Consider the following 13,776-nt stretch of genomic DNA (forward strand, 5'->3'; position numbering starts at 1 on the left):
GGGCTTTGACTTCTCATTCGGGCGCTCTACGAGCGGACGTTTCTACCTGAAAAATGTTAGCAAGCCAATCCAGGAAGTTCACTGGAGTGGTGCGAATTGCTCAGGTGGGACCAGCTGCAGTGTCACAATCAGAGCTTACACAACAAATTCTGCGTCTGCGCTGATCCTATATAAAGACGGAACGTGGGAAAGGACGAACACAGCAAATGCTGAATACGAAACTGGTCACTAGTGAGCAGTCAAAGTCTTTTTAAAGCCAAGTACTAAACACCGGCATATTTAACCTTAACAAGATTAATATGCGGCCTTTTATTGAAAATTTCTCTGAAAAGAGTGATAAGGATTATAACGATGAAAACACTAAAAGCACTGACTCTGGTAACCGGTACACTATTCGCTGGCTCTGCATTTTCTGCGCAAATGGTCTGCGATATCTACCCCAAAAGCGGTGGTCAAAGCTGGGGTAATGGCACTGCCTATTGTGGTGCAATAGACTTCTCATTTGGTAACTCTACAAGTGGACGATTCTACATTAATAATATCACCAAGCCGGTTGAGGAAGTGCGTTGGAGCGGTATTGCCAACTGTAGCGGTGGCACAAGTTGTGGTGTGACGATCCGTGCATACTCGCCAAACAATAAAGCGTCTGCGTTAATTCTCTATAAAGACGGCACTTGGGAAAGAACCAATACTGCACATGCAGAATACGAAACGGGTCATTAACTTGCGACTCACGGGCCTGCCATCATGCAGGCCCGTTATTGCTAAGTCTCTTCGCTAACTCAAATTAAAGGGAATTGTTTTAGTCTGAATCCAACTCTAGAACAGACGCCTTGCCATTTTGCCAGCTTACGATAAAGACCTTATGAAACTCCTTCTCACTGATGCTGACAGCTTGTCCGCTCAGGTGCTTTACCAGCTCAGGTGTAGTATTACTGTGGCCTGCAACAACCAAGGTACCCGAGTAGCCTTTTAGCTGCTGGGCAAAATGAGCCAGCTCACTTGGATCATACAACTCCACAGACACTGAGGTCGCTCTACTCAGTGGGGCCAGTGTTTGCTTAGTACGATTGTAGTTTGTTGAAAATAAGCCTGTTGGTTTGTAGGGCGTAAGCAGCGTGACGAGGCGCTGCGCTCGGTTGTGTCCTTGCTCGGTTAACTCTGGGTCCGGCCCGGTCATTTTTTCTGCGTGACGGACCAGCACAATACGCTCAGGTAATGCATAAGAAGAAAGAGACACCAGGGTCAGCAACATCAGAGTAATTGATTTCATCTTGTTTATTATCATTATGATTTAAAACGGCAGTGTGTCTAAACTTGGCATGGAATTCAAGCTATCTCGATACCGAGTGTATCGAGATAGCTCACTTGTCTCGAAGCAACAGCTCGCCACCACTATCAGTTACACAAAACAAAAAGCACTGTACAAGCGCGTACAACCTGTCCGGCACGACAAGGTGAGCGGACACTTTTTCTGTCCGCGGACACTTTTCTACTTATCATAAAAACAAAAAGCACATATAAAACAAAGGACTAAATGTTGGCATGAGTCTGGTATTCATTCTGTCAAACAGGTACCAGGACACTTCAATATGTTGATGTTTTGCGGCTTTGTCATCTCACCTTGTCTGATGCTATTGGCCGGGGTGGTGATTAAACACTATGAAGTGATGAATGAGATGGAATCCAATAGATAGGAGTACTCATGATTAAAGACACCAGTAAGCAGGATTCGGTCGTTAAATCCCGGACATTGAGCTGGAAGAAGGCAGTAGGTGTGATTGCCATATGTGGCACGCTGGCGATTACTGCGCAAGTAATCTCCGTAGCCGACAACACAGGTCGCTCTTTTGAACGTGATGCACTGCAATTTGCAACTGTATCCCGCGGCGATTTTGTCCGCGATATTCTTGCCAGTGGCCGGATAGTTGCGGCAAATGCGCCTCAGGTATACAGCCCGGAAGCTGGATTTGTTGATCTGCTGGTCAAGGCTGGAGACACAGTGGATGCGGGCGACGTGATTGCAAGAGTCGTCAGCCCGGCGCTCACCAATGAACTTAAACAGCAACAAGCAGAGCTTGCCCGTTTGCAAGATGGGTTAGCCCGGGAGCAGCTTGAAGTCAGGCGCGAAACTCTGACACTCAACCGCAGCCTGGAGCTGGCCAAGGTGACATTAGATGCCGCAGAGCGAGAAAACCGTCGGGCACAACTTTCTATCAAGAAAAATCTGATCAGTCAGATAGACCTGGAAGAAGCCGTAGACGATTTAGCCCGTGCCAAGCTGAACTATCGCCACGCCCAGCAAGAAGTGGCATTGGGTAAAGATACCTTAGCATTTGAATTGGCTGCTGCGAGTAACCTGGTTGAACGACAGCAATTGGTTGTTGATGAGCTGCAACGTAAGGTGAATGCGCTTGAAATTAATGCGCCTGTGAGTGGGCTGGTTGGCAATCTGATGGTGCAAACGAAGGCTGCTGTGGTTGCTCAACAGGCACTGATGACGCTGGTTGATTTATCAGCGTATGAAGCACAGCTGCAAGTGCCCGAAAGTTACGCCAATGAACTCGGCCTGGGCATGCAAGTTGTGCTTAAGGTCGGGGCCAGTGAGCTTTATGGTAAGCTCTCTGCGATTTCTCCTGAGGTCAGCAACCGGGAGGTCACAGCAAGGGTACGTTTTGAACACAGTGATATTGATGGCATTCGACAAAACCAGCGGTTATCTGCCCGCATCCTGTTGGATCAAAAAGAGAATGTGGTAAAGGTTCGACGCGGATCTTTTATGAACGCCGGTGGTTCAGTGGTTTATCGAATACAGGGTGAAGTTGCTACGCGGATGGATATCCGTACCGGTGCATCCAGTGTCAACGAAGTCGAAATTTTGGATGGTTTGTCTCCTGGCGATCAGATCATCGTGTCTAATTATGAACAATTTGAAAATGCACCCCTAGTGCAACTGAGATAAAAAGGATAACAACAATGCTAGATATGAAAGCAATCAGTAAAGTCTATCAGACTGAAATGGTACAGACTCACGCACTGCGGGATTTTAACCTCCATGTGGCCGAAGGAGAGTTCGTGGCTGTTACAGGCCCCTCCGGCTCGGGTAAAACCACCTTTTTGAATATTGCGGGTATGCTGGAACCCTTTAGCGGCGGGCAATACTGCCTGGATGGGGTTGATATTGGCAAGCTTAACGACAACGCCAGAGCCGATCTGAGAAACCAGAAAATTGGTTTTATTTTCCAGGGGTTCAATCTTATTCCGGATTTAAACTTGTATGAGAATGTGGAGGTTCCGTTACGTTATCGAGGCATTAAGTCGGCAGAGCGTAAACGTCGGGTTGAAGAGTGCCTTGAACTGGTTGGTCTGGCTGGACGGGCAAAGCACTTACCTCAGCAATTGTCAGGGGGCCAGCAACAGCGCGTTGCTATTGCCAGAGCACTTGCCGGGCGTCCGCGCTTTTTACTGGCGGATGAGCCCACTGGTAACCTGGATAGTCTGATGGCACGTCAGGTGATGGAGTTGCTGGAGCAGATAAACCGTGAAGGCGCAACCATTGTGATGGTAACCCATGATCCCGAACTGGCACGCCGTGCGCCACGTAACATTCAGATTGTCGACGGCAGGGTTACCGATTTCACCTTGTATCAGGGTCGCTCGACTGAAACGCCGTTAGCAGCAGGAGGCTAATATGTTTATACATTATATTGACTTAGCCTGGCGCAGTCTGCGCCAGACACCCTTGGTGACGTTTTTGATGATTCTGGCCATTGCCATCGGCATTGGGGTGACTATGACAACTTTGTCTGTCTATCACATGATGTCTATGGACCCTATCCCGCACAAAAGTGAACGTTTGTTTTCGGTACAACTACAAACGATGGATGACGGAGAAACCTGGCTCACACCAGATGATATCCCATATCAGCTGACCTATACGGATGCCATCAACCTTGACAGCTTGCCCGGAGATTATCTTCGTGCTCCTATGCTGCGTTCTGGCTTTTCGGTGCACCTCAATACGGCGGCCAGCAAGCCCTTTATTGAAGATACGCGGGTAACCGGACGTGACTTTTTTACCATGTTTGATCTGAGCTTTTTGCATGGCAATGTCTGGACAGAAGAGCAAGAGCGTGATGCCGCGCCGGTTGTCGTGATCGATGAAGAGCTGGCTAAGCAGCTGTTTGGTAAGACCGATGTTGTGGGCGAATCGGTTTTTCTTGGCGAACGTCGCCAGGAGATAGTGGGGGTTACGAAAAAATGGCGACCCACAATCAAATTCTACGATTTAAACAATGGCAGTTTTGGCAAGGCAGAGCGAATGTTTGTGCCGTTTAGTCATGTTAAAGCCTATGACGTGGATACCTGGGGCAATACTAACGCCTGGAAGTTTGAGGAAACCCGAGACTTTAATGACAAAATGAACTCCGAGATGGTCTGGGTCCAATTTTGGGTGCAGCTGGATACCCCACAACAGCGCCAGGCCTGGCGCGATATGCTGATGGCCTATATGCAACAGCAACAAAAGCTGGGTCGCTTTAACCGAGAATCACTTCAGTACTCGTTGCAAGATGTTAATGACTGGATGAGCTATAACGATGTTATCAGTGAAGATAATAAAATACTGGTCGGGTTGAGCTTTATGTTCCTGGCTGTGTGTGTTGCCAATATTCTGGGACTATTACTGGCCAAGTTTATGCGTCGTGCCCCCGATGTGGGTGTCAGAAGGGCACTGGGCGCCAGCAAGCGACAGGTATTCTATCAGCACCTGGTAGAGGTTGGCGTACTGGGTTTGTTAGGAGGCAGTTTGGGCGTGTTGTTTTCACAACTTGGCTTGCTCGGGGTACGCCAGACTTACAATTATTACGCCGGGTTAGCCAATATGGATTGGATGATGCTACTGAGCGCACCTGCGCTTGCAATTTCAGCCTGTATTTTGGCCGGACTTTATCCCGCATGGCTCGTTTGTCGAACCACCCCAGCCACACACTTGAAAGTGCAATAGAAGGAACGCCATATGTTTGAATTAAAACCAACTATTAATGCGCTTATGCGGTCGAAATTAGGGGCTATATTGCTGATCCTTCAGCTTGCAATTACGCTGGCCATCGTCAGTAATGCCGTCTCTATAATCCAGGACAGGTTGACCTATCTGAATAAAGACACAGGTTACCCGGAAGCTGAGATTTTTAAATTTAATTCGCTGAATTTTGATAAGAAATTGGACTTACTTCAACAAGTTGAACTAGATGAGCAAACATTGCGAGGCCTCGATGGGGTTATAGATGCGGCGGCAGTGAGCTCGGTTGTACTATCGGGCAGTGGTAGTTCTGGCGGTTTGCGGCTCAAACCTGAACCGCAAGAAAGTAAGAGCGTCAATATGGGCTATATTTCCGGTGATGAACATCTACTTAGCACGTTAGGTGTCAAAGTGTCCGAAGGGCGCGATTTTACCGCGGCGGATGTTGTGGTGATTGACGAAAGTGATACACAACCGTCCGTCGTTATTGTCAGTCGCGCATTATCTGATGACATGTTTGGCCAAGGTAATGGGCTGGGAGAGACGCTCTATTGGGGGGCTGATCCTCTGACAATCGTAGGGATTGTTGACACTATGGCAAACCAATGGCCAAAAAGCAGCTTTGGAACAAAAACAGCGCTTGTCCCAATGGTCAGGATCGGTAATTTTCAGAAGTTTCTGGTTCGTACTGAGCCACAAGCTAGGGCACAAGTAATGCGTCAGATTGAAGAACTCATGCTTGCCAACCACCGTGAGCGAGTAATTAGCGATGTGACCGGCTTGGATCAGAAAAAAGCCCGTTATGATGCTAAGGATGTGCTGATGATGCGTATGCTGATGACGCTGATTGTGGTGTTGGTTGTCGTGACCGCACTGGGGGTGTTTGGATTATCTACCTTTAATATCAGTAAGCGCACCAAACAAATAGGCACCCGTCGCGCTCTGGGCGCCAGAAAATCTGCCATTGTACGCTATTTCGTAGTCGAGAACGCACTCATATGCAGTGTTGGATTGGTATTGGGTGGCGCTGCAGCGGTTCTGCTTGGACAAAAGCTGATGAACTGGTATTCGGTGCCTGCCCTGGGCTATCACTTTATTGCAACGACAGCCGGGCTGCTGCTGTTAATGAGTTTACTCTCGGTGCTGATGCCTGCGTTACGAGCGGCCAATATCTCTCCCAGTATTGCGACACGCAGCGTGTAAACCTGGCCTTCCTATGACCAACCAAGGTCCCGGCAATGGCAATCTTGTTGCCGGGACTTCTTTGAAAAAGGCGCCATGCTATTTGTATAGCCATGACTGGCTGATAATAAAGGGAAATATGTTAGACTCAGAGGGACAGGGTCGAAAATAAGGGCATGACAGGCCCCGCACATAACACGAGCACAATAATAATGATGAATAAGATTCTCGTCGTCGATGACAACCAGGCTGTGCTGGATGCACTTTCACTACTGCTTGAGCTCCATGACTATCAGGTTGAAACGGCTTTAACACCCTTTGAAGCACTGCAAATCGTGCGTTATCAGCGTATTTCACTGGTGATCCAGGACATGAACTTTACTGCTGATACGACCTCAGGTGAAGAAGGTAAAGCTTTGTTTCAGGAATTACGAACCATTAATCCTCACTTACCGGTGATCCTGATCACCGCCTGGACCGAGCTGGAAATGGCCATTGAGCTGGTCAAAGCGGGGGCCGCGGACTATCTGGCCAAACCCTGGGACGATCAGAAATTGCTCACCTCTGTTGCCAACCTGATTGCGCTTGGACAAGCAAAGGAACAAAATGAACAACATGAGCGTATTGCCCAGCAGCGTGAGGCTCTGAACGCTGGCGCGGATCTGCGAGGTCTGGTTTATCGCAGCGGCGCGATGCAACGGGTTGTGGACATGGCTGTGCAGGTTGCCAGGTCGGATGTTGCAGTGCTGATAACCGGAGACAATGGCAGTGGCAAAGAAAAAATTGCCGAGATCATACAGGCAAATTCCCCGCTCAGAGATGCGCCTTTTATAAAGGTCAATGCGGGGGCACTGCCACAGGAGTTAATTGAAGCTGAGCTATTTGGTGCTGAAGCGGGGGCTTACACGGGTGCAAATAAACAGCGTATTGGACGCTTTGAGGCTGCTCATGGCGGAACTTTGTTCCTTGACGAGATAGGAAACCTGCCTTTATCCGGACAAATGAAACTACTGAGGGTGTTGCAAACCGGGGAGTTCGAGCGCCTTGGTTCAGTCGAAACAAGACGGGTAAATGTCCGCGTTATTTCAGCCACCAATGCGGATCTGCTGGAAGACATTCGGTGCGGTCGTTTTCGGCAGGATTTATACTATCGTCTCAACGTGATTGAGCTCAATTTACCACCGCTTCAGGCGCGTAGTGATGATATCTTGCCCCTGATTGCCCACTTTCTGCCGGGCAGAGAGCTGGCCTTGAATGCAGAAAATTCACTACTAGGTTATGACTGGCCAGGGAATGTTCGCGAATTAGAAAATGCCTGTAAGCGTGCCGCGGTGCTGAATCCCTCTGGCACGATTGAGGCAGAAGATTTTGGTCTACAAGCGGGCATACAGCCTGGCGTAAAACTGACTCCCGCTCAGGACAGGAAAGAGCCGGATAAGGCTGAACTTGAAGCGGCTATGCGGCAATTTCACGGTGTCATAGCGAAAGTAGCCCGGCACTTTGGCATGAGTCGTCAGGCACTTTATCGAAGGTTGCAAAAATACGGTATTGATTACTAAATGAAAATTCCCGGATTGTCGATTGCTCAAAAGCTCCATTTGACGCTAGTTATAGCTGTTGCAACTGCCTGTCTGCCAGTGTTTTTCTTTGTACAGTGGCAAACCGGGTTACCGGTTGCTCTGTCTGCAATCTGTGTTGGTGTGGTTGTACTGCGTATGCTGACGAGAAAATTATTTGCAGGACTACAGGCGCTTGAGAGTGGTTTACTCAACTTTAAAGACAGCGATTTCTCAACTTTACTCGCTTATCAGAAGGAGGATGAGTTGGGCAGGTTGTGTCGTTTGTATAATGAGGCGGCGCAACAACTCAGAGATGAGAAACAGTGGATTTACCAGCGCGAGCTGATGCTGGATAAGGTATTGCATAGTGCGCCTCAGGCACTGCTACTGACCGATGACAAGGGTATAGTCGTGTTTTCAAATCACAGCGCAAAAACATTATTAAAATGTGAGCACAACCTGGAAGGGATGGAGCTCGACAGCCTGGCACAGCAAGCCAGCCCGGCCTTGTATAATGCGCTGTCAGGTGAAATGGATGGACTGTTTGAACTACCTGGTGAGGGGGAAGATAAGCAGACCTGGCATTTATCCAATGGGGAACTTTTACTCAATAACCAGTTCCACCGCCTGTATATTTTTAAACAACTGACCCGAGAGCTGAACCGCCAGGAAGTGGCTGTATGGAAAAAAGTCATTCGCATTATCAGCCACGAGCTAAACAACTCACTGGGGCCGATTTCCTCTATGCTTCACAGTGGCAAAATTGTCGCGAACAAACTCGAAGACGCCAGGCTGGAGCGGGTGTTTTCGACTATAGATGAACGGATCCGTCATTTGACTGAATTTGTGCAAGGGTATGGTCGGTTTGCCAAACTGCCTGCACCCAGGTTACAGCCAGTTGTGTTGCCTGAACTGCTCACACAGCTGCAGACTCAATGGCAATTTAACCATACTCAATCGGGTGCACTACCGGCGCACAAGCAGCTACTCGCAGATGCCCCTCAACTAGAGCAGCTGCTGATCAACCTGCTTAAAAACGCCCATGAGTCGGGTGGAGATCCGGCTGCAATAAAGATTGAAGTGACTTATCAGGTGAACCACGTTTTGCTGAGTGTGGTCGATGCAGGGCTGGGAATGAGCGAGCATATCATGGCGAATGCCTTGATCCCATTTTACTCCACTAAACCTAGTGGTTCCGGGCTTGGGCTCGCGTTGTGCCGTGAAATCGTTGAAGCACATCATGGCGATATTCACCTGAAAAATCGTCCACAAGGGGGACTAAGTGTTGAGATCCGGTTGCCGCTCACGACCGTTTGAGCGAGGGGCCGGGCAGCCTTGAGCTGTTTCCAGCCAGGAGACGGTGTTGGAGGCAATTACAATGGTACCGGATACGACCAGGCTGGCTGCACTGACAAAACCGGCACCGGCCAATACCGCAGCACATGCCTCACCCCGACACTGACTGACAGTCTGTATCTGTGTACTGCTGAGCGTCTTTTTTTTGAGAATAATTTTGCACTTCGGGTCGTAATACTGAACTTCCTGAGGTGCAAACAGGCATCCGCTCAACAGCGGCAGGCCAAACACGACTGTGCACACTGTGGCCGGGATAGTTTTCATAAAGCCCCCTGGTAATCACTATTATCACACCTTAGTGCGTATGGATCTGCTTGGCGGGCTTGAACTAGGTAAAAAAATGCACATACTCAAGATATTATAGTCTCGGAAACTTTCAGAATTGATTATGGCCGATCCACTAGGGCAGGTAAAGCAACTCAGAGTTAAGTTATTGCTATTGTTAGTCATTGTTTTCATCGCACTGGCTGCCTTGGTACCGTTTGTCATTTCCAGCTTAAATGAACGTAATGCGCTAAATACACATATACAGTCGATTAAAAAGATCACCAGCGATATCATTTATTACGATGAAGTGCTAACCATGTCAACGCGTATGTTTACCTTCACTCAAGAAGACAAGTGGTCCAGGCGCTACCTCAATATCGCCAACACGTTGGATCAGACTCTGCTGGAGGCCGAGGCTCTGGATCCTATCATAGCGGATGCAATTGCAGCGACAGCTCAGGTAAACACGAAACTAATTGAAATTGAATCAAAGGCATTTGCGCTTGCGCGTGCAGGAAAATTGGCGCAGGCCCAGAGCATCTTGCTGGATGACGCCTACTATGCACTTAAAGCTCAGTATCAGGCCACGGTTTTTAAAGCACTTGATAACACCAGAGCCCTCAGCGAGACCAAAATGGTGCAGCAAAATCAGTTCAAGACCAATGTTTTGATCTTATCTTTACTTGGTCTGTCAGTATTATTTTTTGCTTTTATCGCGTATCTGTTTCGCCACAACAAGCAGGCCGACCAATATATGGAGGAATTACTAAAAACACGCAATGAGTCTATTGCCAAATTGAACGCCACGTCTAAGGATTTGGAGCAGGCCAGCAAGGCAAAATCTCAGTTACTCGCAAATATGTCTCATGAACTTAGAACGCCTATTAATGGTTTGTACGGTGCACTGCAACTACTAAAAAAAGAACCTCAGTCAAACGAAAGCGCATCGCTCATTGATACGGCTACCATGTGCAGCGAGATGCTGTCGACTCTGGTGAACGATATTCTTGATTTTACACACATGGAAAAGGGCAAGTTGCAACTTGAGAAGCGCGAGTTTGACTTGCGCAGGGTGAGTAAAACCATTGAACATATTTTTAGCCATGAATGCGAACAAAAAAAGCTCAGATTTCATTGTACATTTAACGTCGAAAGTCCGCTGAGACTGGGCGACGAATTACGACTTAAGCAGGTACTAGTCAATCTCCTCAGTAATGCTGTTAAATTTACAGAGCGGGGGCGTATTTCTCTTTCTTTTACTGCTGCGTCAGATTCACAGTGGCTAGACATTGTGGTAAGTGACACCGGGTCGGGAATCAACGAAGAGGTGCTCAGCAAGCTGTTTAAGCACTTTGAGCAGGGAGATGCCTCTGCGACCCGGCTTTATCGTGGGGTTGGGCTGGGTCTTGCTATTGTCAAATCCCTGATAGATGCGATGCAAGGAACAATTAATATCACCAGCCAGCCAGGAAGTGGTACAAGTGTAGAGCTGTCCTTGCCCCTGGCACTACCTGAAGAGACGGTAAAGGAGCATGATGAACAAGCTGACTCAAAATCACAAAAAACATCTGAAGCCGCTTTGCTGCAAGGCTTGTCCATTCTGATAGTGGAAGACAATGCAGTAAACCAGATTATCCTTCAGAAAATGTTAGTTAGTCAGGGCGCTAAAACGGCGCTGGCTGTAAACGGCCAGGAAGCAATTGATAAAATGACCGCAGATATTCAATTAGTGCTGATGGATATCCAAATGCCAGTGATGGGAGGCGTTGAGGCCTTTCAGGAGATTAGGTCTCAGTGGCCAGTTGTCCCCGTGATTGCCGTGACGGCGAATGTGTTTGAGAGCGATATATCCCAGTATATCAGGTTGGGCTTTGACGGGGTGGTAGCAAAGCCCATATCACAGTCGGCACTGACAGACACGATTCTTACCAATTGTGCCTGAGGTGCTGCTAAGCCGCCTTCTGACAGGCGGCTTAATTCATACGTTTACTCGCCATTTGCAAATTCGACACGCAGTGTCTGATTTGCACTGATATTTTGGAATGTATACTCACTGACCGGGCCGACATCAACGCCATTGATAACCACTTTGTTGATACGCGCGCCGACCGCTGGGGTAAAATAAAATGTTTTAGCTGCATTAGAGCCAATCAGGACATCGCCATAGGTGTCTCCCTCTGGTGACACTTGCCCCAGGTGTTGAACCTTCGTTGCCTGAGCCCGGGTAATGAGCTTCCAAGGGTCATAATCCGGCTCCTGAGTGCCGGGCACACTATCAGCGTACCATTTTGCTTCATAGTATTGTCCGTTGTGGTAAACCTGATCGCCCTTATAGTAAATTGTGCCATTGCTGTAAGTGGGGCTCGCTCCAATATTTTGTACGGTCACTACTTTGCCATCATTCAGCGGTGTGGGGTTTCTCATCCACTGCAAAATGTCGTTAAATGGGACTATCCGTACTACGGGCTGACCATTTACCTTGAGATTCAGCGCATACTGAATGAACTCTTCTATGGCTTCCTGGCGCTCGCGGTATAAGGTCGCGCGGTCGCCGCTATCATAGGCTGAGGCGTAGATGTCGGCATGCGCACCAAACAGCAATGGAGCCCGGTTGCCTTGCAGGCGCAGGTGTAGGTTGTGTTTAAGTATTGCCAATACCTGTTCTTTGCTCATGGCACCACCAACCCACATATTGGTATCAAAGGCCACCATTTTACCGCCTTGTGGCTTTTCAAACACATTAGATGGCAGTTGCCAGAGTCCGGCGAAATGGCCTACGTCCGGTTTACCTACCCGTTTCGTTGGTGTCCCTTTATCCAAAGTGTACGGCCACGGATTATTAGTGCCGTTGTATTGCGCTCCCCAGCCCTCTTCGATACTGGTGTCATAGACAAATTGGTTCGCTTTCAAGACAGAAAACAAGGCATTGTTATGGTTAAGATAGGGGGTTCTGAACCCCGCCATATCGCTGATAGGGATCCCAGGGCCGGCAGTGTCATCAGGTGCGCTATCCTGCTCATTTGGATTAAAGGGTTTGTTCAGCCAGGTGCGCGTTACCAGGATCTCTTCTTGCCACATTTGCTCTGAAAAGTTCCCTGTGTCTGGCCCGCCATCATGATGGCTCCAGGTGTGGTTACCAATTTCATGGCCATCCAGCCAGGCGTTTCGCCAGGCACGTTTTATTCCCACAGGGTCATTGGCAGAAGAGTGAATGTATGCAGCCGTGTTAAAAAAGCTAAAGCGCACAGGGGCACCGTCAAAGGTGGCTGCGTTATTACTACCTGGCGCATTTTGTAAGTGACGCGTATAGCCGGTTATCCAGTCCATTCCTTCTTTAGAACCATTGTCATCAAAACCGATAGACACAAAAAGGGGCACCTGAACAGGACGCAGGGCAGCAGGTGGCATCTGACTCCAGGGCTGATTATCTGAATAGTCGTAGTTTTGCGTCCGCGCATTGTGAGTGATGTCAGCATAAGGTAAAGGCACGGCCTCAACGTCGGTGTTTTGAGCAAGAGCCTGATGAGAAAACGACAAGCCGGATATGATGCCAAAAGTGAGTGCTGAAAGGGTAAATTTCATGGCGGTTTCCTTGTAAAGAGTTAACGCTAAGAGTTGTTCTCAGTGTACTCAAAAGAGGTAATTTGTGGAGGGGTTTTGTGACTATTCGGGACTCTGTTTGACGTGTGGCAAACTTTTGGTGAGAAATAATATTATCAATTTAATCATTGATTTAAATCAACGATTTTAGGTCAGATATGGCCCAAGTCAGCAGCAAAGTCCCCGAGGACAGGACTTTGCTGATAGCGCTTTAATTCTGTTTGCTTAGTTTAGTGATGATGATGTCACTGGCGTGCTCAACCAGATCTAACACCAGTTCAAACCCGTCTGTGCCACCGTAATATGGGTCGGGCACTTCGTCTTGTTGCTGCTCGCCAAAGCGTAAAAACAGCGCCAGTTTATGCTGATACTGTTCGGGGCATCTGGACTGAAGATCTGCCAGGTTTTGCCCATCAGCGCACAAGATTAAATCAAAGTGTTCAAAGTCCTGTGGCTGCACTTGTCTGGCTTTGACAGATGACAGGTCATACCCTCGTTTACGGGCGGCTGCTGCGCTGCGTTTGTCAGGTGGATTGCCCTGATGATAGGCGATGGTGCCCGCTGAGTCGACCTCCAGACTCAAACCTCGCTGGGCTGCAGTCTGTGCCAATACTGCCTCCATGGTAGGAGAGCGGCAAATGTTGCCCATGCAAACAACTAACACTTTGGCAGGCTTACTGAAAATTAGAGAGTCTCTCATAGAGGGGTCCTTTTGCTGTAAGTCAGGGTTGCCTGATATAAGCAACCTCAGGAGACTCTCATCTTATCAGACTTTTTAAGTCGATTTTTGGT

At 48.4% G+C, this 13,776-nt stretch carries 12 protein-coding genes; 8 read left to right on the plus strand and 4 right to left on the minus strand.

Translation table 11 applies throughout. The annotated features are described in order from the left end of the window. Positions 1–351 precede the first annotated feature (351 nt). A complete protein-coding gene (locus tag CWB99_RS13530) occupies positions 352–723 on the plus strand; it encodes a hypothetical protein (protein ID WP_138551625.1) in 372 nt (123 codons plus the stop codon). Positions 724–802: 79 nt separating this feature from the next. Here the strand turns inward: CWB99_RS13530 and CWB99_RS13535 are convergent, their stop codons facing one another. Continuing rightward, a complete protein-coding gene (locus CWB99_RS13535) occupies positions 803–1,273 on the minus strand; it encodes a SixA phosphatase family protein (RefSeq protein WP_138551626.1) in 471 nt (156 codons plus the stop codon). Between the two features lie 432 nt (positions 1,274–1,705). On the opposite strand from CWB99_RS13535, the gene CWB99_RS13540 reads away from it, so the two are divergent. The 6 genes from CWB99_RS13540 to CWB99_RS13565 all read left to right on the plus strand — a co-directional run bounded on the left by CWB99_RS13540 (position 1,706) and on the right by CWB99_RS13565 (position 9,078). Then, a complete protein-coding gene (locus CWB99_RS13540; RefSeq protein ID WP_138551627.1) occupies positions 1,706–2,962 on the plus strand; it encodes an efflux RND transporter periplasmic adaptor subunit in 1,257 nt (418 codons plus the stop codon). Positions 2,963–2,976: 14 nt separating this feature from the next. After that, the gene (locus tag CWB99_RS13545; RefSeq protein ID WP_054013325.1) at positions 2,977–3,690 is read left to right on the plus strand and encodes an ABC transporter ATP-binding protein; all 714 of its coding nucleotides are present in this window, start codon (positions 2,977–2,979) and stop codon (positions 3,688–3,690) included. 1 nt (position 3,691) lies between these two features. Further along, the gene (locus CWB99_RS13550) at positions 3,692–5,005 is read left to right on the plus strand and encodes an ABC transporter permease (protein ID WP_138551628.1); all 1,314 of its coding nucleotides are present in this window, start codon (positions 3,692–3,694) and stop codon (positions 5,003–5,005) included. A gap of 12 nt (positions 5,006–5,017) precedes the next feature. Then, complete coding sequence (locus tag CWB99_RS13555) at positions 5,018–6,223, plus strand: ABC transporter permease (RefSeq protein WP_138551629.1); 1,206 nt, start codon at positions 5,018–5,020, stop codon at positions 6,221–6,223. 194 nt (positions 6,224–6,417) lie between these two features. Beyond that, on the plus strand, positions 6,418–7,761 hold the full coding sequence (locus CWB99_RS13560) for a sigma-54-dependent transcriptional regulator (protein WP_138551692.1): 1,344 nt from the start codon (positions 6,418–6,420) through the stop codon (positions 7,759–7,761). Further along, positions 7,762–9,078: a sensor histidine kinase gene (locus CWB99_RS13565; protein ID WP_138551630.1), complete on the plus strand. Its 1,317-nt coding sequence runs from the start codon at positions 7,762–7,764 to the stop codon at positions 9,076–9,078. It abuts the gene before it with no gap. On the opposite strand, the gene CWB99_RS13570 is transcribed toward CWB99_RS13565, so the two are convergent. Beyond that, positions 9,040–9,381, minus strand: coding sequence for a hypothetical protein (locus CWB99_RS13570; protein WP_138551631.1), 342 nt, complete (start codon positions 9,379–9,381; stop codon positions 9,040–9,042). The genes CWB99_RS13565 and CWB99_RS13570 overlap by 39 nt on opposite strands. Positions 9,382–9,505: 124 nt before the next feature. Between CWB99_RS13570 and CWB99_RS13575 the strand changes: the two genes are divergently transcribed. After that, entirely contained in the window at positions 9,506–11,326 is a 1,821-nt protein-coding gene (locus tag CWB99_RS13575) for an ATP-binding protein (protein WP_138551632.1), read from the plus strand. A 44-nt stretch (positions 11,327–11,370) separates the two neighbouring features. Here the strand turns inward: CWB99_RS13575 and CWB99_RS13580 are convergent, their stop codons facing one another. Together CWB99_RS13580 and CWB99_RS13585 are read right to left on the minus strand one after the other, a co-directional pair. Next, positions 11,371–12,966 (minus strand): hypothetical protein, encoded by a 1,596-nt coding sequence (locus CWB99_RS13580; protein ID WP_138551633.1) that lies wholly within the window; start codon positions 12,964–12,966, stop codon positions 11,371–11,373. Positions 12,967–13,195: 229 nt separating this feature from the next. Continuing rightward, on the minus strand, positions 13,196–13,684 hold the full coding sequence (locus CWB99_RS13585; protein WP_138551634.1) for a low molecular weight protein-tyrosine-phosphatase: 489 nt from the start codon (positions 13,682–13,684) through the stop codon (positions 13,196–13,198). Positions 13,685–13,776: the final 92 nt, after the last annotated feature.

It is taken from the genome of Pseudoalteromonas rubra (assembly GCF_005887095.1).
In the GTDB taxonomy this organism is placed as follows: domain Bacteria; phylum Pseudomonadota; class Gammaproteobacteria; order Enterobacterales; family Alteromonadaceae; genus Pseudoalteromonas; species Pseudoalteromonas rubra_E.